Source organism: Streptomyces sp. WZ.A104, from assembly GCF_002382885.1.
In the GTDB taxonomy this organism is placed as follows: Bacteria; Actinomycetota; Actinomycetes; order Streptomycetales; family Streptomycetaceae; genus Streptomyces.
In genome coordinates, this window is the sequence record NZ_NWVL01000061.1 from 30423 (window position 1) to 50314 (window position 19892).

The window sequence follows — 19892 nt, forward strand, 5'->3', positions numbered from 1 at the left end:
TCCCCGGCAGTCACCGGCCCGCCGTAGGATGGTGCTCATGGCAAAGACCGGTACGACGACCCAGGGGCTGCGCGCGGCGATCGAGCGCAGCGGCTACTACCCGGCCCTCGTGGCCGAGGCGGTGGAGGCCGCCGTCGGCGGGGAGCCGGTCGCTTCGTACCTGGTGCACCAGGAGACCACCTTCGACTCCAACGAGGTGCGCCGCCATGTGACGGTGCTGGTCCTGACCGAGCACCGGTTCATCGTCAGCCACACCGACGAGCAGGCCGCCGACAGCGGCTCGCCCACGGCGCACGCCACCACCTCCACCGAGTCGGTCAAGCTCGACCGGATCTCCTCCGTCGTGGTCAGCCGGGTGGTGGCCGACCCGGAGAAGTACGTCCCGGGCACCCTGCCGCGCGAGGTCGTCCTCACCATCGGCTGGGGCGCGGTCTCCCGGATCGACCTGGAGCCCGCCGCCTGCGGCGACCCCAACTGCGAGGCCGACCACGGCTATACGGGCAGCTCCACCGCCGACGACCTGAGCCTGCGGGTCAGCGAGGCCGGTGACGGCCCCGACGCGGTCCGTCAGACCCTCGCCTTCGCCCAGTCGCTCTCCGAGGCCACGGCCGCCACCGCGGCGACCGGTCGCTGATGGCCCAGCCCGCCTGGCAGGACCCCGTTCCGCTTGCCCTGGACACCGCGCCCGTCCCCGAGTACGGCAGCGGCTCGCTCGCCGATCTGCTGCCGACGCTCGTCGCCGGACAGGGGGTGCCGGGCTTCGCGGCCGCGATCCCCGAGTTGACCCCGGCCGACCGGAACTGCGTCTTCCTGATCGACGGTCTCGGCTGGGAGCAGATCACCGCCCACCCCGACGAGGCCCCCTTCCTGCACTCGCTCCTCCCCACCTCGCGCGGCGGCACCGGCCGCCCGCTCACCGCGGGCTTCCCCTCCACCACCGCGACCTCGCTCGCCTCGGTGGGTACGGGCCTGCCGCCCGGCGAGCACGGACTGCCCGGCTACACCGCGCGCAACCCGGAGACCGGCGAGCTGATGAACCAGCTCCGCTGGAAGCCGTGGACCGCGCCGAAGGTCTGGCAGCCGTATCCCACCGTCTTCCAGCTCGCGGACGCGGCGGGCGTGCACACCGCACAGGTCTCCGCCCCGGACTTCGAGCAGACACCCCTCACCAAGGTCGCGCTCAGCGGCGGCTCGTTCCTCGGCCGGCTCTCCGGCGAGGACCGGATGGACGTCACCGCCCAGCGCCTCGCCGCGGGTGACCGCTCGCTCGTCTACACGTACTACAGCGAGGTCGACGGCAAGGGCCACCGCTTCGGCGTCGACTCCGACGCCTGGCGCGGCCAGCTGATGTACGTCGACGGGCTCGCCCAGCGCCTCGCCGAGCAGCTCCCGCCGCGCTCCGCGCTCTACATCACCGCCGACCACGGCATGATCGACATTCCCTTCGACGAGCAGTCCCGGATCGACTTCGACGAGGACTGGGAGCTGCGCGCGGGCGTCGCCCTCCTCGGCGGCGAAGGCCGGGCCCGCCACGTCTACGCCGTCCCCGGCGCGCAGGCCGACGTGCTGGCCGTCTGGCGCGAGGTGCTCGGCGAGCAGTTCTGGGTGGCGAGCCGGGACGAGGCGATCGCGGCGGGCTGGTTCGGGCCGACGATCGACGAGCGGGTGTACGGACGGATCGGCGACGTGGTCGCCGCCGCCCACGACGACGTGATCATCACCGTCTCGGTCAACGAGCCGCACGAGTCGGCGATGACGGGCGTGCACGGCTCCCTGACCCCCGTGGAACAGCTCGTCCCCCTCCTCGAAGTACGCTCCTAACCCCTTTCCCACCCGTGCCCACCCCCCTCCGAAAGGTGCTCGACCCCTCATGCCCGAGCTGGTGTTCTTCTCCGGAACCATGGACTGCGGAAAGAGCACGCTGGCCCTGCAGATCGGTCACAACCGCTCGGCGCGCGGGCTCCAGGGCGTGATCTTCACCCGGGACGACCGCGCGGGAGAGGGCAAGCTCTCCTCCCGGCTCGGCCTGGTGACGGACGCCGTCGAGGCGGACGAGGGCATGGACGTGTACGCGCACATCGTCGACCGGGTCAGCCGCGGCGGCCGGGTCGACTACGTGATCGTGGACGAGGCACAGTTCCTCGCCCCGGTCCAGATCGACCAGCTCGCCCGCGTCGTCGACGACCTCGGGCTCGACGTCTTCGCCTTCGGCATCACCACGGACTTCCGCACCAAGCTCTTCCCGGGGTCCCAGCGCCTGATCGAACTGGCCGACCGGATAGAGGCCCTTCAGGTGGAGGCCCTCTGCTGGTGCGGCGCCCGCGCCACGCACAACGCCCGTACGGTGGACGGCGCGATGGTCGTCGAGGGCGCCCAGGTCGTCGTCGGCGACGTCAACCGGCAGGCGGGCGAGGTCGGTTACGAGGTGTTGTGCCGGCGCCACCACCGCCGCCGGATGACCGCGGAGACGGCCCGTGCGGGCGCTCTCTCCCCGGATGTGCTGCCGGTCGCGTCGGACGGCTGAGGGCCCTCCCGTAGCTCCTGGTGGGCGAGGGACGACGGGACGGCCCTCAGGAGGGGGACTCCGGCGAGGACCGGATGACCGTGAACACGGCGCCTTCCGGATCGGCGACCGTCGCCAGCCTCCCGCTCGACGCCTCGCGCGGCGGCTGCAGAACGCGTCCGCCCAGCTCCACCACCCGGACCACCGCCTCGTCGGTGTCAGCCACCTCGAAGTACGTCATCCAGTGCGGACCGCGGTCGCGCGGCAGTGCGTGGCCGACGCCGTGCAGCGAGGCCACCGGTGTGCCGTCCAGGTGCAGGGTCTGGTAGTCGAAGTCGGCGGAGATCACCGCTTCCGTCTCGTAGCCGAAGACCGTCTGGTAGAACTTCGCGACCATCGAGGTCTCCTGGGTCACCAGCTCGTTCCAGACCGGTGTACCCGGGACGCCCGCCGTCATGGTGCCGATGTGGTCCGCGGCCTGCCAGATGCCGAACACGGCCCCGCTCGGGTCCGAGGCGATCGCCATCCGCCCCGCGTCGTCCGCGTCCAGCGGGCCGACCGCGACCGTACCGCCGCACGAGCGGATCGTCTCGGCGGTCGTGTCCGCGTCGTCCGTCGCCAGATAGGTGGTCCAGGCGATCGGGAGGTGCCGGTCGGGCGGCAGCTGACCGATGCCCGCCACCTCCTTCCCGTCCAGCAGCCCGCGGACGTAGGGGCCCAGTTGGTCGGGGCCCGGCCGGAACTCCCAGTCGAACAGGGCTCCGTAGAACTCCTGGGTCATGGTCAGGCCGTGCACGATCAGACTCACCCAGCAAGGTGTTCCGGGCGTGCGCCGAGCGGCAGCCTCGGTCATCGTCGTCTCTCTCCTCGGACCGTTGTGGTGGTCGTACGGGGGATGGGGGCAGGCATGCCGTCCCGGGTCAGGACGGGGCCCGCATGCCCCGTGCAGATGCTCGCACCACCCGGCGTCCGAGGCGCTCCGGCCGCGCCGCGTCCTCCGGGTTCTCCGCCTTCTCCACGGAGGACGGACGCCGTTCCGCCGGTCGTCCGTCCCGCTTCTGTTACGGGGGCCAGGGCCGCTGCGCGAGGATGGCACCCATGAAGCCCATCATCACCGCATCCGAATACGCGAGCGAGTCGGCGGGTCCGCGGCCGCCGGTGCTCCTGGACGTGCGCTGGCAGCTCGGCGGCCCGCCCGGCCGCCCCGACTACGAGGCCGGTCATCTGCCCGGCGCGGTCTTCGTCGACCTCGATACGGAACTGGCGGGGCCGGCGGGCAGCGGCGGCCGCCACCCCCTCCCGGACCCGGAGGCCTTCGGAGCCGTGATGCGTCGCGCGGGGGTCGGCCAGGACACCCCCGTCGTGGTGTACGACGGCGGGCTGGGCTGGGCCGCGGCCCGCGCCTGGTGGCTGCTGCGCTGGACGGGACACGGGGACGTACGGGTGCTGGACGGCGGCCTCGCCGCCTGGACGGGGGACCTCACCACCGAGATCCCGCACCCTTCCGAGGGTGACTTCCGGCCGAAGCCGGGCGCCCTGCCGACGCTGGACGCGGAAAGCGCGGCGGCCTTCGCCCGGTCGGGTCTGCTGCTCGACGCCCGGGCGGCGGAGCGCTACCGGGGCGATGTCGAGCCGATCGACCGCGTCGGCGGCCACATCCCCGGGGCCGTCTCCGCGCCGACCACGGAGAACGTGGCCGAGGACGGGCGCTACCTCCCGGCCGGGCGGCTCGCCGCCCGGTTCGAGGCGCTGGGCGCGGAGGGCGGCACCGAGGGCGTGGGCGTCTACTGCGGCTCCGGGGTCTCCGGCGCCCATCAGGTGCTGGCCCTGGAGATCGCGGGCTTCCGCGGCGTCCTGTACCCGGGCTCCTGGTCCGAGTGGTCCTCGGACCCGTCCCGGCCGGTCGCCACGGGCCCCGAGCCCCAGTAAGGGCGGCTCTGCCGAGCGGGGGGACGGCGACGGAGCGGGGGCCGTACGCAACCGCGTACGGCCCCCGCTCCCGCCGGTCGTCATCTCCCGGTCAGTCCTGCTTCTTGCGGCGGGTGCCGAAGACGATCTCGTCCCAGCTCGGCACGGCGGCCCGGCGGCCCGGCCTGACCCCGTCAGCCTCTGCCTGACGGTCCGTCGTCCCGGTGAGCCGGTCGCGGTGACCGGCCACGGCCCGGGGCATCAGCACATCCGCGTACGCCGATCCCGCACCGGCCGACGCGGCGGCCGCGGGCGGCTCGTCCGCCTCGGCCTCCTCCACCGCCGGTTCCAGGGCGGGCGGCTCGGGCTGTGTGGGCCGCTCGGGCACGACCATGTCGCCGCGGAAGCTCGGTACCGCCTCCAGCAGGCTGGTCAGCGAGTCGCGCTCACCGGCCGATGCGCTGCTCACGTACTCCTCGGGCTCGGCGGCCGGGGCGGGCCGCTCGATCTGCCGGTCGAGGGCCCGGTCCAGCGGGCGGTCGCGCGGCAGCCGGGCGATCCGGGGCACGAACGGGAAGCTGGGCTCGGGCGCGGCCATGTCGTCGGTCTCGCCGATCAGCGAGCGCGCCTCGTCGTCCACGGCCTGGACCAGCCGCCGGGGCGGGTCGTACGTCCAGCTCGCCGAGTGCGGTTCGCCCGCGACGCGGTAGACGAGCAGGACCTCCCAGGTGCCGTCGTCGCGGCGCCAGGAGTCCCACTGGACGGTTTCCTTGTCGGCGCCGCGCAGCAGGAGACGCTCCTGCACCGCCTCGCCGAGCTGGGGGCCGGTGTTCTCGCCGGGACGGCGCACAGGAGTCTTCCGGGCCCGCTCGGCCATGAAGGCGCGCTCCGCGAGCACAGGGCCCTCGAAGCGGCGTACACGGTCGACGGGGATGCCCGCGAACTGAGCGACCTCCTCCGCCGAGGCACCGGCCCGTATACGGGCCTGGATGTCGCGGGGCCGGAGGTGGCTCTCCACCTCGATCTCGATCTGGCCGAGCCGGGCGCGGTCGTTGCGCACGGCGGCGCGCAGCCGCTCATCGATCGGAAGCGTGTACTCCGTGCTGTCCGCAGCCTTGAGCACCAGTCGTGTGCCGTCGTTGGAGACGGCCACGACACGCAGTTCGGGCATGGGGACCTCCCGGGTGGTGCCTGCCGACGTCACGTGCGTCGCTGCTTCCGCTAGTCGAGTGTGACCTGCCCGGGTGCAGCCTGCCACAACCTTGCCAAGTTGCCCGGCGTGTCGGGCGCTCGTCCTGGAACGCCACCATGACACGGTTACCCTTTGCGACCCAAAGTGACCGATTTGGCCGCTCTGTGCAGCAAGCACCCGCGCGATGCCTTGGCGCCGCCGGATCGAGTGCCGCCGTCGGCCCCCTTCCGTAGCCACGGATTCCCACGTGGGAGTCCGCCCCAGGGCTCGTCACAGTACTCCATTCGGGCCACCGGGGTGGACCGGCGCGCCGCCGAAGTTCTCGCGAGGCACGGGAGTTGGGTTACCCAGTTCTTGGTGAAACGCCCCTGATGCGTGTCCTGCTTCACACAATCGCCGGAAACGGAACTATCTACTTCGCTCATTTGTCCCTTCTTGTTGCATGGTGGGAGAGATGTCAAGCAGGGGCTGGTAATGGTTCAGAAGCCGGAAAACGACATAGAACCAAAGGAAAGGCGCATAGATCTGAGTCTGCCGCAGGTCGCCGGCAGTGCCGTGGCGGCCGTCGCGGCAGCCGTGCTGGCCTCGCAGCTGGGTGTGTACGGCACGATCGCCGGAGCGGGCGTGATGAGCGTCGTCGCCACCTGCGGCGGTTCGGTCTTCCAGCACTTCTTCCGCCGCACCGGCGAGCAGATCCGTGAGGTGACGGTCCAGGTGACCCACCCGGAGGGCCGCCAAGTGACGGTGCACACCAAGGAGACGACGCCCTCGGGGCGCGGGGACACCGAGCGGCGGACCGGTCAGGAGCCTGCCGGGGACGCCACCACGGTGCTGCCGGCCGTCGGTCCGGAGCCCGAGAGCACGCAGGTGCTGAGGCCCGACCCCGACCGGACCCAGCTGCTGCCGCGAGCGGTGGTCGGCCCGGCCGGCGCCGACGACGCGTTCAGCGACGGCGTCACCCACGGCACCCGGCTGCGCGGCTGGAAGCGCCCCGCGCTCGCGGCCGCCGTCGTCTTCGGTGTCTCGATGGGCGGGATCACCGCGTACGAGATGATCTCGGGCAGCGAGCTCAGCGGCGGCCAGGGCACCACGCTCAGCTCCGTCGTGCGGGGCGGCGGCGACCGGGACCCCGGACCGGCCGGTCCCACGCACTCGGGCGACACCGGTCAGGACGGGGAGCGGGGCGAGCGGCGGGAGACCCCCGGCGAGGACGGCACCGGTTCCACCCCGACCCCGGACCAGGGCGACGGCAGCAGCAAGAGCCCCGACCCCGGTACGGGCACGGGCGGCGAGGACCCGAGCGCCGAGCCCACCCCCACGCCCTCGCACTCTTCCGGCGGCGAGACCACGCCTTCCCCGACGCCGACGCCCTCGAACCCCGGCGGCGAGACCGGCGCGCCCCCGCCGACCGGTACGGGCGGCGCCCCCGGCCAGGGGGAGCAGGCCCCGCCCGACGCCGGGTGACGTACCGGAACGCGGGCCGGTTCAGTCGCCGAGCACGCGCCGCAGATAGTCGTTGCCGAACAGCCGGTCCGGGTCCAGCCGGTCGCGCAGCGCGGTGAACTCGCCGAAGCGCGGGTAGACCTCCGCCAGATAGGCCGCGTCCCGGGTGTGGATCTTGCCCCAGTGCGGGCGGCCGGCGTGCGCGGTCATGATGCGCTCGACCGCGGTGAAGTACGAGCGGTGGGGCGTGCCCCTGTAGAGGTGGACGGCGATGTACGCGCTGTCCCGGCCCGAGGCCGTCGAGAGCGTCATGTCGTCGGCGGGCGCGGTGCGCACTTCGACCGGGAAGCTGATCTTCAGCGGTGACCGCTCGACCATGGCCTTCAGTTCTCGCAGCGCCGCCACCGCCTGCTCGCGCGGAACGGCGTACTCCATCTCCACGAACCGCACCCGCCGCGGGCTCGTGAACACCTTGTAGGGGATGTCGGTGTACGTACGCGCCGACAGCGCCCGGCTGGAGAGCCTGGCGATCGAGGGGATCGTGGCCGGGACCGCGCGGCCCAGCGAACAGGCGACCTGGAAGACCCCGTTGGACAGCAGCTCGTCGTCGATCCAGCCGCTCACCTTCCCGGGCGGGGCGGCAGGGCCCGCGCTGCGGTTGTTGCGCTTGGTGTTGCAGTTGCCGGTGTGCGGGAACCAGTAGAACTCGAAGTGCTCGTTCTCGGTGACCAGGGAATCGAAGTCCGAGGTGACCCGGTCGAAGGTCATCGGCTCCTCACGGGCCGTCAGCAGGAAGATCGGCTCCACGGTGAGGGTGACGGCGGTGATCACCCCGAGGGCGCCGATCCCGATCCGGGCCGCGGCGAACACCTCCGCGTTCTCCTCGGGTGAGCAGCACAGCACCGTACCGTCGGCGGTGACCAGCTCCAGGGCGCGGATCTGCGCGGATACCGACGCCGAGTCGCGGCCCGTGCCGTGCGTCCCGGTGGAGGTCGCCCCGGCGACCGTCTGCTCCATGATGTCGCCCATGTTCGTGAGCGACAGGCCCTCGCGGGCGAGCGCGGCGTTGAGCCGCTTGAGCGGAGTGCCCGCCTCCACCGTGACGGTCATCGCCGTACGGTCGATGCCCCGGATTCCGGTGAGCAGATCGGGGCGTATCAGCACCCCGTCGGTGGCGGCCGTCGCCGTGAAGGAGTGGCCGGTGCCGACCGGCTTCACCCTCAGGCCCTCCGCGCTCGCCCGGCGCAGCACGTCCGCGAGCTCGTCCACGGACGCGGGGGACTCGGCGCGGGCTGGCCGGGCGGTGACGTTGCCCGCCCAGTTACGCCACGTGCTCGTCGTCGTCCGTGCGTAGGTGTCGGTCATCTTCCCCGCGCCCTCCCGTCGCAGCCGGCCCGGCCAGCCGGCGATACCCCAGGAACGCCACCGCCGCCGCGAGAGCTCCCGCCACGGCGGGCACCGCGTACCCCGCCTTCGCCCCGGCGGCGTCGACCACCCAGCCGGCGGCCGAGGAGCCGAGCGCCACTCCGACCGCGAGCCCTGTACTGGTCCAGGTCATGCCCTCGGTCAGCTTGGTGCGCGGTACGTGCGCTTCGACGAGGGCCATGGTGGTGACCATCGTCGGTGCGATGGCGAGGCCCGCGACAAAGAGCGCCACGGCCAGCAACGGAAGGTTCCCGGCCAGTTGGAGGGGGATCATACTCACGGCCATCGCGCAGACACCCACCAGCCACCTGGTCGCGGGCCTCCCCGCGAGATGCAGCAGCCCGAACACGGCCCCCGCGAGGCAGGAGCCGAGCGCGTAGACGGCCAGCACCAGGGAGGCGGCGGCCTTGTGGCCGCGCTCCTCGGCGAAGGCCACGGTCACCACGTCCACGGCCCCGAAGATCGCGCCCGTCGCCACGAAGGTGGCCACCAGGACCTGAAGCCCCGGCGAGCGCAGCGCCGAGCCGCCGGTGTGCTGGGCCTTCGGGTGCGGCACCGGTTCGGTCGCGCGCTGCGAGGTCAGCCAGAAGACGCCGACCAGCAGGAACGCGGCGGCGATCAGCGGACCCGCCTCCGGGAACCAGGCGGTGGACAGACCGATCGAGATGATCGGGCCGAAGATGAAGCACACCTCGTCGACGATCGACTCCCACGAGTACGCGGTGTGCAGATCGCGGCCGGAACCCCGGTAGATCTCCGCCCAGCGGGCCCGGACCATCGACCCCATGCTCGGCACACAGCCCGCGCCCGCCGCGAAGACGAACAGCGTCCAGTCCGGCATCCCCTGCTGGGCACAGACCAGCAGTCCCGCGACCGCCGCCACCGCGACCAGCGTGACCGGGCGCAGCACCCGCCGCTGCCCGTAGCGGTCCACCAGCCGGGAGACCTGGGGGCCGAAGACCGCGGCGGCCATCGCCAGGGTCGCGGAGAGCGCCCCGGCCAGCCCGTAGCGGCCGGTGAGCTGGGAGACCATCGTCACGACGCCGATGCCCATCATGGACAGCGGCATCCGGCCGAAGAAGCCCGCCGCGGAGAACCCCTTGGAACCGGGGGCGGAGAAGATGGCGCGGTAGGGGCTGGGCAAGGGGTACTCCGGTCGTGCCTGTCAGGCGTATAGCTGGCCGACACAGCTTACGGCCGGGCGGAGGTGCCGGACACCGGATTACGGGGCGGCCGCGGGGGAGCGGAACAGGCCGCGTGAGCTCCGGGTTCCCGCCCTTCCCGACGGGGTGTCGGACGTCGGTGTTCCCGTCTTCCCGACGGGGCGTCGGATGTCGGTTGCCGCCCTGTCAGTGTCGGGTGGCAGGATCGACGGCATGTCCGATCTGCGCGATCCCGCTCCCTACGACGCCCTGTTGCTGCTCTCCTTCGGCGGCCCCGAGGGCCCGGACGACGTGGTTCCGTTCCTGGCGAACGTGACCCGAGGCCGGGGCATCCCCGAGGAACGCCTCAAGGAGGTCGGCCAGCACTACTTCCTGTTCGGCGGGGTCAGCCCGATCAACGCGCAGAACCGCGCACTGCTCGACGCGCTGCGCGAGGACTTCGCCGAGCACGGCCTCGATCTGCCCGTCTACTGGGGCAACCGCAACTGGGCGCCGTATCTGACCGACGTCCTGCGCGAGATGGCCAACGCCGGCCACCGCCGGATCGCGGTCCTCGCCACCAGCGCCTACGCCTCGTACTCAGGCTGCCGCCAGTACCGCGAGAACCTCGCCGAGTCGCTGGCCGTCCTGGCGGCCGAGGGGCTGCCGGTGCCCCGGGTCGACAAGCTGCGGCACTACTTCAACCACCCCGGCTTCGTGACCCCCATGGTGGACGGCGTCCTCGCCTCGCTCGCCGACCTCCCCGAGGACCTGCGCGCGGGCGCCCACATCGCGTTCACCACCCACTCCATCCCGACCTCCGCAGCCGACGCCTCCGGCCCCGTCGATTCGCACGGCGAGGGCGGGGCGTACGTCGCCGAGCACCTGGACGTGGCCCGGCTGATCGTCGAGGCGGTGCGCGAGGCGACCGGCGTCGAGCACCCCTGGCAGCTCGTCTACCAGTCCCGCAGCGGTGCCCCGCACATCCCGTGGCTGGAGCCCGACATCTGCGACCACCTGGAGGCCCTGGGCGCCGAGGGCGTCCCGGCCGTCGTGATGGCGCCCATCGGCTTCGTCTCCGACCACATGGAGGTCCTGTACGACCTCGATACCGAGGCCACCGCCAAGGCCGCCGAGCTCGGCCTGCCGGTCCGCCGGTCCGCGACGGTGGGCGACGACCCGCGCTTCGCCGCCGCCGTACGGGACCTGCTCCTGGAGCGCGCCGCGGCCGAGCGGGGGCTGCCGGTGCGGCCCTGCGCCCTGGGCTCCCTCGGGCCCTCCCACGACCTCTGTCCGGTCGGCTGCTGTCCCGCCAGGGCCCCGAAACCGGCCGCGGCGGGCGCGGACAGCCCGTACGCGTAACCCGTACGACCGCCTGCCCGTACGCACCGACCCCTTGGGAGCACCGTGACCGACCCCGCCCTGTCCGAACTGCTCGACCTCGCCCTGGAGGCCGCCCGCCGCGCCGGGGCCCTGCTGCGCGACGGCCGCCCCGCCGACCTGGGGGTGGCCGCCACCAAGTCCAGCCCCATCGACGTGGTCACCGAGATGGACATCGCCGCCGAGAAGCTGATCGTCGGCTACCTCTCCGACCTCCGCCCCGACGACGGCTTCCTCGGCGAGGAGGGCGCCGGCTCCCCGGGCACCACCGGCATCCGCTGGGTCATCGACCCGCTGGACGGCACCGTGAACTATCTGTACGGCCTGCCCACCTGGGCCGTCTCCATCGCCGCCGAGCGCGACGGCGAGCGCGTCGTGGGCGTCGTCGAGGCCCCGATGCGCCGGGAGACGTACCAGGCGGTCCTCGGCGGCGGTGCGTACGCGAACGGCGACGCCCTGCGCTGCCGCCCCGCCCCTCCTCTGGACCAGGCCCTCGTCTCGACCGGCTTCAACTACGTCGCCCACGTCCGCGCCCACCAGGCGGACGTCGCCCAGCGGCTGATCCCCAGGCTCCGGGACATCCGGCGCAGCGGCTCGGCGGCCGTCGACCTCTGCGACGTGGCGGCGGGCCGCCTGGACGGCTACTACGAACGCGGACTGCACCCCTGGGACCTGGCCGCGGGCGACCTCATCGCCCGGGAGGCGGGTGCGCTGACCGGCGGCCGCCCCGGGCTGCCCGCCGACGGCGACCTGACCGTGGCCGCGACCCCCGGCGTCTTCGAGCCGCTCCAGGCCGCGCTGGAGGAGCTGGGCGCCTGGCACGACTGACCCCCGAAGCCCTGGTGAGGGCCGTGAGGGCCGAACGGCACAGCGGAGGGCCCCGGATGCCTGGACAGCATCCGGGGCCCTCTGCCGTACGACTCAGACGCTTGTGGCGCCGATTTCCACGCCGTGCTCGGCGGCCAGGCGGTGCAGATCATCCAGCTCGCTCTGCTCGACATCCGCCAGGAAGTCGTCGCCGTCCTCGCGAGCCCGCGTGAGGTCGTACTCGGTCGTCTTGATGCGATGCAGCAGACCTGCGGTGAAAGCGTCCATGATGCGCCCCCTCATCGTGGGTCGGTGGCACGGGGGTGTGCCCGGGATCCCTCCGGCGGGGGAGCCGGAGGAGCGGGTGATCTCGCCGCTGCCCCGGGAAAAGGAGCGGGCCGTGGCAAGCCACGGGACGGGCGTGATCGCGGGTGTGAACCCCTCTTCCCCAGGCGCGAGCGCACAGAAACCTCAACTGGCCGGTAAATCCGCCGCATTCCGCCGGGGCCTCCCGTCCCAGCGCCGTCTTACCGCCGGTTTATACGCGTTGCGGGCAGGATGGAAGCACACAGTCGGCCTCCCCCGGGGGCCGTTCGCTGTGTGAACCCGTAGTGAATCCGTAGAAGGACCTAAGGAAGGACTGCGCCGTGCGCGTACTCGTCGTCGAGGACGAGCAGCTGCTCGCCGATGCGGTGGCCACCGGACTGCGCCGGGAGGCCATGGCCGTCGACGTCGTCTACGACGGTGCCGCGGCCCTGGAGCGCATCGGGGTCAACGACTACGACGTCGTCGTGCTGGACCGGGACCTCCCGGTGGTGCACGGCGACGACGTCTGCCGCAGGATCGTCGAGCTCGGCATGCCCACCCGGGTGCTCATGCTCACCGCGTCCGGCGACGTCAGCGACCGGGTCGAGGGCCTGGAGCTGGGCGCCGACGACTATCTCCCCAAGCCCTTCGCCTTCAGCGAGCTGACCGCCCGGGTGCGCGCGCTGGGCCGCCGTACGACGGTCGCGCTGCCGCCCGTCCTGGAGCGGGCGGGCATCAAGCTCGACCCGAACCGCCGCGAGGTCTTCCGCGACGAGGTGGAGATCCAGCTCGCCCCGAAGGAGTTCGCGGTGCTGGAGGTCCTGATGCGCAGCGAGGGCGCGGTCGTCTCGGCCGAGCAGCTGCTGGAGAAGGCCTGGGACGAGAACACCGATCCCTTCACCAACGTGGTGCGGGTCACGGTCATGACGCTCCGCCGCAAGCTCGGCGAACCGCCCGTGATCGTCACCGTGCCGGGTTCCGGATACCGGATCTGAGGACCATGGCCACCACCCCCGAGCCCCCCGCGGCGCCTCCGAAGCCCACCTGGGAGCCCAAGCAGCAGGAGCCCCCGTACCCCTGGCTGCGCCCGACCATCCGGATACGGCTCACCCTGCTCTACGGCGGGATGTTCCTGATCGCGGGCATCCTGCTGCTCTCGATCATCTACATGCTGGCCGCGCAGGGGCTGCACGTGGGCAACGAGCTGCCGTTCAAGCTGCTGCCCGACAGCAAGATCCAGCTCACCAACAACGCCTGCCCCGCCCTCACCCCGGGCCTCTCGGCGGACGAGGCGAACGCCGCGCTCAAGGCGTGCAACGGGGAGCAGCGCCAGCAGGCGCTGGACACCCTGCTCAACCGCTCGCTCCTCGCCCTGGTCGGTCTCAGCGTCATCGCCTTCGCCTTCGGTTACGCCATGGCGGGCCGCGTCCTGTCCCCGCTCGGCCGGATCACCCGGACCGCGCGCCGGGTGGCCGGCACCGACCTCACCCGGCGGATCGAGCTGGACGGCCCGGACGACGAGCTCAAGGAGCTGGCGGACACCTTCGACGACATGCTGGACCGGCTGGAGCGGGCCTTCACCGCGCAGCAGCGGTTCGTCGGCAACGCCTCGCACGAGCTGCGCACCCCGCTGGCGATCAACCGCACGCTGCTGGAGGTCCACCTCTCCGACCCGGAGGCCCCGCCGGAGCTGCACCAGCTGGGCAAGACCCTCCTGGCCACCAACGAGCGCAGCGAGCAGCTGGTCGAGGGGCTGCTGCTGCTGGCCCGCAGCGACAACCAGATCGTCGAGCGCAAGCCGGTCGACCTCGCCGAGGTCGCCGAGCGCGCCATCGACCAGGCGCGGGCGGAGGCGGTGGCGAAGAACGTGGAGATCCGCGGCGAGCGGGCCGGGGCCGTCGTCCAGGGCAACGGGGTCCTGCTGGAGCGGATCGCGCTGAACCTCGTACAGAACGCCGTGCGCTACAACGTGCCCGAGGACGGCTGGGTGGAGGTCACCACCGAGCTCCAGCCGGGGCAGGCCGTGCTCGTCGTCTCCAACACCGGCCCGATGGTCCCGGCGTACGAGATCGACAACCTCTTCGAGCCCTTCACCCGGCTGCGTACGGAGCGCACGGGCAGCGACAAGGGGGTCGGGCTCGGCCTGTCGATCGCGCGATCCGTCGCGCGGGCCCACGGAGGCCGTATCATCGCGGAGCCCCGCGAGGGCGGCGGTCTCGTGATGCGTGTCACCCTTCCGGTCTGAGAAGCTGCATGAAGTGACTCTGCACCGAATCTCCATGTTCGCTTTGGGCGGAATTTTCAGGACCCGTTCCCGGGCGAGCCGTGTGTGATCGATCACAGGGCCGATTTTTGGATCATCTACTCTCCGTGATGACGAATCCTGCGAAAAGCCGGTAAACGTCCGGGTTTTTGGCGGTCGATATCACGGGAAGTAAACGGGGTGGCGCCCGTGAACTGCACAGACGGGACCGTGTACGGTCCCCATCGCCACCCAAGCAGAGCCTCCCCGAGGTGTCCGATTGGGTGTCGATTGAGTAACAGACCTTGATGTGAGGCAAAATCTCCGCCTCAGGTCGGGCACAAGTCCGGCCTCTCACGCGTTACGTGCGCTGAGACACCCGCAGACACCCAAGAGGGGGAGAGCGACATGGCAACGGATTACGACACCCCACGCAAGACCGACGACGATGTGGACCAGGACAGCCTCGAAGAGCTCAAGGCTCGTCGGAGCGACAAGACGGCCTCCGCCGTCGATGTCGACGAGTTCGACGCGGCCGAGGGCCTCGAACTGCCCGGTGCGGACCTCTCCAACGAGGAGCTGGCCGTCCGGGTGCTGCCCAAGCAGGCCGACGAGTTCACCTGCATGAGCTGCTTCCTGGTGCACCACCGCAGCCAGCTGGCCCGCGAGAAGAACGGTCAGCCCATCTGCCGCGACTGCGACTGAGGCCGGGTCGGCCGTGGCAGGCGACACACCGTTCCGGAAGCGGCGCCCCTGGCGTCGGCACGGCCCGGAGGCCCATCAGGGCGGTACAGGCGGCACAGGCCCGGCAGAAGGCGTTCACGCGTCTGCCGAGCGGTCCGCCGCCCTGCCTGACGCCTCCGGTATCTCCGACGACGGGCGGGGCCGGTCGGCCTCGCTCGAAGTGGCCGGGGCCCCGGCCCTGGTGGACAGGACCGGAGAAACGGATCAGCAGGACCAGGCGGAGCCCGCGACCGGGGCAGGCCGCCTGTACGCAGTGAAACGGGGTGTACGCAAGGGCGGGGAGAGCGCGAAGGCCATGGCCGGCCTGCTGGCCGACCGGATCATCGAGACGGCTCCCCGCGTCCCGGTGCGTGACCTCGCCACCCTGCAGAAGCAGTTCCCCGGGCTGGGGCCCGAGGAGCTCGCCGACAAGCTCGTGGCGGGCGCGAGCCGGGCCACCGCGACCGTCGGCGCAGGCATCGGGGCGGCCGCCATGATGCCCGTACCGCCCGCCATGCTCGCCGAGCTGGCGGCCGAGGTCACCGGCGTCGCCGCGATCGAGATGAAGCTCGTCGCCGAGCTCCACGAGGTCTACGGCCGCCGCCCGCCGGGCCACCTCGTCCAGCGCAGCACCGCGTATCTGACCTCGTGGACGGAGGAGCGCGGCATCGACGTCACCCGTCCCACCACACTCAACGCCGCCCTCGGCGGCCAGATGAAGCGCGAGCTGCGCCAGCAGATCATGAAGCGCATGGCGCGCAATCTGCCCAACCTGATCCCGTTCATGATCGGCGCCGCCGTCGGCGCCACGATGAACCGCCGCGATACCCGCAAGCTCGCCGACCGGGTCAGGGGCGACCTGCGCAAGCAGCAGATCCCCTGGGACCGGCTCGACGCACTGCCCCCGCTGGAGCAGCCCGCGCTGCCTGCTGTGCTGCCCAGGGAGGCCGAGGGCTCCTGAGAGCGGGGCCCCGGTACGTGCTCAGGACGCCGGTACGGCGCTCAGCGCCGCCGCCAGGCCCTGCGGGTCCCGGGTGGAGAGATAGACGTACGGAGTCGGGTCCTCGGGATCCGTGACCTCCACCCGCACCGCCGTCTCCACATAGCTGCGCAGCAGCATGAAGGCGCGCGCGTCCGCCCGGTGCGTACGCCAGGCCCGCGCCTCCTCGGCGTCCAGCACCTCGGGCTCCCCGAGCGCCGACAGCGGAATCCGCGCCTCCCCCGCCACCAGCGCACCGGCGACGACCCGGATCCGGGCGGAGCCGTAACTGCTCACCACGACCGCCGCCGCCGCGGTGCCGCCGACCAGTCCGGCGAGCAGCGGCAGGCTGCCGAGCGGCAGGAGCATCAGCGCGCAGGCGAGACCGACCCCGAAGGCGATGAACCACCAGGACCGGGGAGCGGTGAGACGTTCGTCGAAGGGCGGTGCGGAAGGCTGCATGGAACCAAGCTTGGCACGGCGTCCCCGGCACTCCGCCGCGCGGGTAAGGTCTGCGCCTGTGAGTGGAACATCAGCAGCTCTGACACCCCCGGCCGACGCCGCGGCGCCGGTCCGGCACCCAGACGCGCCCGCCCCCGGCGAGCTCCTCGGGGCGCACTACGAACACTGTTTCGGCTGCGGCGGGGGGCAGCCCCACGGACTGCAGCTCATGGCGCGGGCCGGTGAGGGCGTGAGCGTCACCGCCGAGTTCACCGTCAAGCCCGCCCACCAGGGCGCCCCCGGCCTCGCCCACGGCGGCGTGCTCGCCACCGCGCTGGACGAGACGCTCGGCTCCCTGAACTGGCTGCTGCGCACCATCGCGGTGACCGGACGGCTGGAGACCGACTTCGTGCGGCCCGTCCCCGTGGACACCGTGCTGCATCTGGACGCCCGGATCACCGCCGTGCACGGCCGCAAGATCTACTCCACCGCCACCGGCCGGATCGGCGGCCCCGAAGGCCCCGTAGCGGTCCGCGCCGACGCCCTCTTCATCGAGGTGAAGGTCGACCACTTCATCGAGAACGGCCGTCCCACCGAGATCCAGGCCGCCATGTCCGACCCCGACCAGGTCAGGCGCGCCCGCGCCTTCGAGGTGAACCCCTGATGCGCAACCCCGTCGACGTACTGATCCGCCTGCTCGACCCGGAGGTGCCGATTCCGGCGTACGGACACCCCGGGGACGCCGGGGCCGACCTGGTGACCACCGAGGCCGCCGAGCTCGCGCCCGGCGAGCGCGTGGTGCTGCCCACCGGCGTCTCGATCGCCCTCCCCGACGGGTACGCCGCGTTCGTGCACCCGCGCTCGGGCCTCGCAGCCCGCTGCGGAGTGGCCCTCGTGAATGCCCCAGGGACGGTGGATGCCGGGTACCGTGGGGAGATCAAGGTGATCGTGGTCAACCTCGATCCGCGCGAGAGCGTGCGATTCGAACGGTTCGACCGGATTGCCCAATTGGTTGTCCAGCAGGTCGAGAAGGTGCGCTTCCACGAGGTGGCGGAACTTCCCGGCTCGGCGCGGGCCGAAGGGGGCTTCGGGTCCACCGGCGGCCATGTGTCGGTGGACGTCGCCGAGGGCGGGATCACCCACGGTGGGAACAGCTACGCTTCGGTCGTATCCGACCGGGAAGGACAGTGACGTGTTCGGACGTCGCAAGAAGAGTGGTTCCGCCGAGGACGCGGCGGACGAGGTGCGCGAGACCGAGCAGGTCGCCGACGAGCTCGACGGTACCGACGGGGACACCCCGCGCCGGATGAACCTCCCGCCGGCCCCCCGGCCGGACGGGCCCTGGGACAGCTCCGAGGTCTCCCAGCCCGGCGAGGGCCGGGTCGACCTGGGCGGCATCTTCGTCCCCGGGGTCGAAGGCATGGAGCTGCGCGTCGAGGTGGCCGGGGACGCGATCGTCGCCGCCACCGTGGTGCTGCGCGACAGCGCCATCCAGTTGCAGGCCTTCGCCGCCCCCAAGAAGGAGGGCATCTGGGGCGAGGTCCGCGAGGAGATCGCCTCGGGCATCACCCAGCAGGGCGGCATCATCGACGAGGTCGACGGCCCGCTGGGCTGGGAGCTGCGCGCCCAGGTCCCGGTGCAGCTCCCCGACGGCACGGGCGGCGTGCAGCTGGTGCGTTTCGTCGGCGTCGACGGTCCGCGCTGGTTCCTGCGCGGTGTGATCTCCGGCCAGGGCGCCGTGCAGCCGGAGGCCGCCGGACTGCTGGAGACGGTCTTCCGGGACACCGTGGTCGTCCGCGGAGACGGGCCGATGGCCCCCCGCGACCCGATCGTCCTCAAGCTCCCCAACGACGCCCAGATGGTGCCCGAGGGCATCCAGCAGGAGGAGCAGGAGGGCTCGAAGTTCTCCGGCGGCATGGGCCAGCTCCAGCGCGGCCCCGAGATCACCGAGGTCCGCTAGCGGCACCCGCGGCACCGCACAGCGACGGCCGGTGGGCCGCGCCCCCTCCCGGGCGCGGCCCACCGGCCGTCGTACGCACCCGCCCCGGCCATTGCCCGACCGCGTGCCCCACGCACATACTTGGCGGGCGACGAAGCGGGCCACGTACGTACACGGGGGAGCGGCATGACCGAGAGCACCAGCGGGCAGTCCGGCACGGCCCTGGCCGAGGACCCCACCCGTACGGCCATGGTCCGGGTCGAGGACCTGCACCGCTCGTACGGCAGCGGAGCCGCGGCCGTGCACGCCCTGCGCGGGGTCTCCTTCGAGATACCCCGCGGCGAGCTGGTCGCGCTCAAGGGCCGCTCCGGCTCCGGCAAGACCACGCTGCTCAACCTCGTCGGCGGCCTGGACACCCCGGACGGCGGCCGGATCACCGTGGACGGCACCGAGCTGGCCGGGCTGGGCGAGAAGGGCCTGCTGGAGCTGCGCCGCGACCGGGTCGGCTTCATCTTCCAGTCCTTCGGCCTGATCCCGATCCTGACCGCCGCCGAGAACGTCGGCGTACCCCTGCGGCTGCGCAGGGCCGACCCGGCCGAGCGCGAGGAGCGGGTCGCGCTGCTGCTCTCCCTCGTCGGCCTCGCCGACCACGCCGAGCAGCGCCCCGGCGAGCTCTCCGGCGGTCAGCAGCAGCGCGTCGCCATCGCCCGCGCCCTCGCCAACCACCCCGCCCTCCTGATCGCCGACGAGCCCACCGGGCAGCTCGACGCCGAAACCGGGCTCGCCGTGATGGAACTGCTCCGCGCGGTCGTGCGCAGCGAGAACGTCACCGCCCTCGTCGCCACCCACGACCCGCAGCTGCTGGGCCTGGCCGACCGGGTCCTGGAGCTGAGCGACGGCCACATCGTCGAACAGGCGGAGTAGCGCCTGAAGCGGCGGAGTAGCGTCTACGGTGGCAGCCGCACCGGCTGCCACCGGCCGTCGTCAGACTCCGCCGGACGGAAGAAGACAATGGGGCCATGGGACGCGGCACACTCCGGATCCACCTGGGCGCGGCACCGGGCGTCGGCAAGACGTACGCGATGCTCAGCGAGGCCCACCGCAGGGTCGAACGCGGCACCGACTGCGTGGTGGCCTTCGTGGAGCACCACGGCAGGCCGCGCACCGAGGCGCTGCTGGACGGTCTGGAACAGGTCCCGCGCAGCGAGGTCGTCCACCGCTCGGCGCTCCGCACCGAGATGGACGTCGACGCGGTCCTGGAGCGTGCCCCGGCCGTGGCCCTGGTCGACGAGCTGGCGCATACCAACGTCCCCGGTTCGCGCAACGCCAAGCGGTGGCAGGATGTCGAGGAGCTGCTCAGGGCCGGGATCGACGTCATATCCACGGTCAACATCCAGCACCTGGAGTCGCTGGGCGACGTCGTGGAGTCGATCACCGGGGTCCGGCAGCGCGAGACGGTCCC

21 protein-coding genes and 1 pseudogene are annotated in these 19892 nt (G+C 72.3%); 16 read left to right on the plus strand and 6 right to left on the minus strand.

All coding sequences use genetic code 11. The annotated features are described in order from the left end of the window. Positions 1-37: 37 nt before the first annotated feature. Genes CIB93_RS27475 through CIB93_RS27485 form a run of 3 tightly spaced genes read left to right on the plus strand, consistent with a single transcriptional unit; the run spans position 38 to position 2524 of the window. Complete coding sequence (locus tag CIB93_RS27475) at positions 38-634, plus strand: DUF5998 family protein (protein ID WP_096630716.1); 597 nt, start codon at positions 38-40, stop codon at positions 632-634. Continuing rightward, a complete protein-coding gene (locus CIB93_RS27480) occupies positions 634-1821 on the plus strand; it encodes an alkaline phosphatase family protein (RefSeq protein WP_096630717.1) in 1188 nt (395 codons plus the stop codon). The genes CIB93_RS27475 and CIB93_RS27480 overlap by 1 nt, the downstream gene beginning before the upstream one ends. Positions 1822-1870: 49 nt before the next feature. Continuing rightward, positions 1871-2524, plus strand: a complete 654-nt coding sequence (locus CIB93_RS27485; RefSeq protein WP_096630719.1) for a thymidine kinase — start codon at positions 1871-1873, stop codon at positions 2522-2524. A gap of 46 nt (positions 2525-2570) precedes the next feature. Here the strand turns inward: CIB93_RS27485 and CIB93_RS27490 are convergent, their stop codons facing one another. Beyond that, entirely contained in the window at positions 2571-3356 is a 786-nt protein-coding gene (locus CIB93_RS27490) for a VOC family protein (protein ID WP_096630721.1), read from the minus strand. A 245-nt stretch (positions 3357-3601) separates the two neighbouring features. Between CIB93_RS27490 and CIB93_RS27495 the strand changes: the two genes are divergently transcribed. Further along, a complete protein-coding gene (locus CIB93_RS27495; protein ID WP_096630722.1) occupies positions 3602-4432 on the plus strand; it encodes a sulfurtransferase in 831 nt (276 codons plus the stop codon). Between the two features lie 91 nt (positions 4433-4523). On the opposite strand, the gene sepH is transcribed toward CIB93_RS27495, so the two are convergent. Further along, positions 4524-5582 carry a septation protein SepH gene (gene sepH, locus CIB93_RS27500; protein WP_096630724.1) on the minus strand — a complete coding sequence of 353 codons (1059 nt, stop codon included), beginning with the start codon at positions 5580-5582 and terminating at the stop codon, positions 4524-4526. A 495-nt stretch (positions 5583-6077) separates the two neighbouring features. On the opposite strand from sepH, the gene CIB93_RS27505 reads away from it, so the two are divergent. Continuing rightward, the gene (locus CIB93_RS27505) at positions 6078-7067 is read left to right on the plus strand and encodes a hypothetical protein (RefSeq protein WP_096630726.1); all 990 of its coding nucleotides are present in this window, start codon (positions 6078-6080) and stop codon (positions 7065-7067) included. Between the two features lie 21 nt (positions 7068-7088). On the opposite strand, the gene CIB93_RS27510 is transcribed toward CIB93_RS27505, so the two are convergent. Then, positions 7089-8411 carry a D-arabinono-1,4-lactone oxidase gene (locus tag CIB93_RS27510; protein ID WP_096630728.1) on the minus strand — a complete coding sequence of 441 codons (1323 nt, stop codon included), beginning with the start codon at positions 8409-8411 and terminating at the stop codon, positions 7089-7091. Then, complete coding sequence (locus CIB93_RS27515; RefSeq protein ID WP_096630729.1) at positions 8368-9615, minus strand: MFS transporter; 1248 nt, start codon at positions 9613-9615, stop codon at positions 8368-8370. The genes CIB93_RS27510 and CIB93_RS27515 overlap by 44 nt, the downstream gene beginning before the upstream one ends. Before the next feature lie 232 nt (positions 9616-9847). On the opposite strand from CIB93_RS27515, the gene CIB93_RS27520 reads away from it, so the two are divergent. Both CIB93_RS27520 and CIB93_RS27525 read left to right on the plus strand, forming a co-directional pair. Continuing rightward, a complete protein-coding gene (locus CIB93_RS27520) occupies positions 9848-10975 on the plus strand; it encodes a ferrochelatase (RefSeq protein WP_096630731.1) in 1128 nt (375 codons plus the stop codon). 45 nt (positions 10976-11020) lie between these two features. Beyond that, positions 11021-11821 carry an inositol monophosphatase family protein gene (locus tag CIB93_RS27525; protein WP_096630733.1) on the plus strand — a complete coding sequence of 267 codons (801 nt, stop codon included), beginning with the start codon at positions 11021-11023 and terminating at the stop codon, positions 11819-11821. Between the two features lie 93 nt (positions 11822-11914). Here the strand turns inward: CIB93_RS27525 and CIB93_RS38155 are convergent, their stop codons facing one another. Continuing rightward, positions 11915-12088, minus strand: a complete 174-nt coding sequence (locus tag CIB93_RS38155; protein ID WP_179500269.1) for a hypothetical protein — start codon at positions 12086-12088, stop codon at positions 11915-11917. Positions 12089-12447: 359 nt separating this feature from the next. Here CIB93_RS38155 and CIB93_RS27530 point away from each other — a divergent pair, with 359 nt between their 5' ends. The 4 genes from CIB93_RS27530 (at position 12448) to CIB93_RS27545 (ending at position 16032) form a co-directional block, all read left to right on the plus strand. Beyond that, entirely contained in the window at positions 12448-13101 is a 654-nt protein-coding gene (locus CIB93_RS27530; RefSeq protein WP_003965735.1) for a response regulator transcription factor, read from the plus strand. A gap of 5 nt (positions 13102-13106) precedes the next feature. Continuing rightward, positions 13107-14351: a cell wall metabolism sensor histidine kinase WalK gene (locus tag CIB93_RS27535; RefSeq protein ID WP_096630734.1), complete on the plus strand. Its 1245-nt coding sequence runs from the start codon at positions 13107-13109 to the stop codon at positions 14349-14351. 405 nt (positions 14352-14756) lie between these two features. Beyond that, entirely contained in the window at positions 14757-15053 is a 297-nt protein-coding gene (locus tag CIB93_RS27540) for a DUF4193 domain-containing protein (RefSeq protein ID WP_003965732.1), read from the plus strand. Positions 15054-15066: 13 nt separating this feature from the next. Further along, a complete protein-coding gene (locus CIB93_RS27545) occupies positions 15067-16032 on the plus strand; it encodes a hypothetical protein (RefSeq protein WP_096630736.1) in 966 nt (321 codons plus the stop codon). Positions 16033-16053: 21 nt separating this feature from the next. Here CIB93_RS27545 and CIB93_RS27550 read toward each other — a convergent pair whose 3' ends face one another. Continuing rightward, the gene (locus tag CIB93_RS27550; protein WP_096630737.1) at positions 16054-16512 is read right to left on the minus strand and encodes a DUF3093 domain-containing protein; all 459 of its coding nucleotides are present in this window, start codon (positions 16510-16512) and stop codon (positions 16054-16056) included. A gap of 58 nt (positions 16513-16570) precedes the next feature. On the opposite strand from CIB93_RS27550, the gene CIB93_RS27555 reads away from it, so the two are divergent. From CIB93_RS27555 to CIB93_RS27575, 5 genes and pseudogenes are all read left to right on the plus strand, one after another. Next, on the plus strand, positions 16571-17155 hold the full coding sequence (locus tag CIB93_RS27555) for a PaaI family thioesterase (RefSeq protein WP_096630739.1): 585 nt from the start codon (positions 16571-16573) through the stop codon (positions 17153-17155). After that, the gene (dut, locus tag CIB93_RS27560; protein WP_096630740.1) at positions 17155-17682 is read left to right on the plus strand and encodes a dUTP diphosphatase; all 528 of its coding nucleotides are present in this window, start codon (positions 17155-17157) and stop codon (positions 17680-17682) included. The genes CIB93_RS27555 and dut overlap by 1 nt, the downstream gene beginning before the upstream one ends. Position 17683: 1 nt before the next feature. Further along, positions 17684-18451, plus strand: coding sequence for a DUF3710 domain-containing protein (locus CIB93_RS27565; RefSeq protein ID WP_096630742.1), 768 nt, complete (start codon positions 17684-17686; stop codon positions 18449-18451). 165 nt (positions 18452-18616) lie between these two features. After that, positions 18617-19354: an ABC transporter ATP-binding protein gene (locus CIB93_RS27570; RefSeq protein ID WP_096630744.1), complete on the plus strand. Its 738-nt coding sequence runs from the start codon at positions 18617-18619 to the stop codon at positions 19352-19354. Between the two features lie 95 nt (positions 19355-19449). Continuing rightward, a pseudogene (locus CIB93_RS27575) lies at positions 19450-19892 on the plus strand (histidine kinase); the annotation flags it as partial.

Excerpts from the sequence above, each read along its gene's own strand:
- CIB93_RS27475 (WP_096630716.1), top strand. The coding sequence starts at position 38 with ATGGCAAAGACCGGTACGACGACCCAGGGGCTGCGCGCGGCGATCGAG.
- CIB93_RS27540 (WP_003965732.1), top strand. The coding sequence starts at position 14,757 with ATGGCAACGGATTACGACACCCCACGCAAGACCGACGACGATGTGGAC.
- CIB93_RS27490 (WP_096630721.1), bottom strand. The coding sequence starts at position 3,356 with ATGACCGAGGCTGCCGCTCGGCGCACGCCCGGAACACCTTGCTGGGTG.
- CIB93_RS27485 (WP_096630719.1), top strand. The coding sequence starts at position 1,871 with ATGCCCGAGCTGGTGTTCTTCTCCGGAACCATGGACTGCGGAAAGAGC.
- CIB93_RS27495 (WP_096630722.1), top strand. The coding sequence starts at position 3,602 with ATGAAGCCCATCATCACCGCATCCGAATACGCGAGCGAGTCGGCGGGT.
- CIB93_RS27550 (WP_096630737.1), bottom strand. The coding sequence starts at position 16,512 with ATGCAGCCTTCCGCACCGCCCTTCGACGAACGTCTCACCGCTCCCCGG.
- CIB93_RS27505 (WP_096630726.1), top strand. The coding sequence starts at position 6,078 with ATGGTTCAGAAGCCGGAAAACGACATAGAACCAAAGGAAAGGCGCATA.
- dut (WP_096630740.1), top strand. The coding sequence starts at position 17,155 with ATGCGCAACCCCGTCGACGTACTGATCCGCCTGCTCGACCCGGAGGTG.
- CIB93_RS27535 (WP_096630734.1), top strand. The coding sequence starts at position 13,107 with ATGGCCACCACCCCCGAGCCCCCCGCGGCGCCTCCGAAGCCCACCTGG.
- CIB93_RS27510 (WP_096630728.1), bottom strand. The coding sequence starts at position 8,411 with ATGACCGACACCTACGCACGGACGACGACGAGCACGTGGCGTAACTGG.
- CIB93_RS27570 (WP_096630744.1), top strand. The coding sequence starts at position 18,617 with ATGACCGAGAGCACCAGCGGGCAGTCCGGCACGGCCCTGGCCGAGGAC.
- CIB93_RS27480 (WP_096630717.1), top strand. The coding sequence starts at position 634 with ATGGCCCAGCCCGCCTGGCAGGACCCCGTTCCGCTTGCCCTGGACACC.
- sepH (WP_096630724.1), bottom strand. The coding sequence starts at position 5,582 with ATGCCCGAACTGCGTGTCGTGGCCGTCTCCAACGACGGCACACGACTG.
- CIB93_RS38155 (WP_179500269.1), bottom strand. The coding sequence starts at position 12,088 with ATGGACGCTTTCACCGCAGGTCTGCTGCATCGCATCAAGACGACCGAG.
- CIB93_RS27520 (WP_096630731.1), top strand. The coding sequence starts at position 9,848 with ATGTCCGATCTGCGCGATCCCGCTCCCTACGACGCCCTGTTGCTGCTC.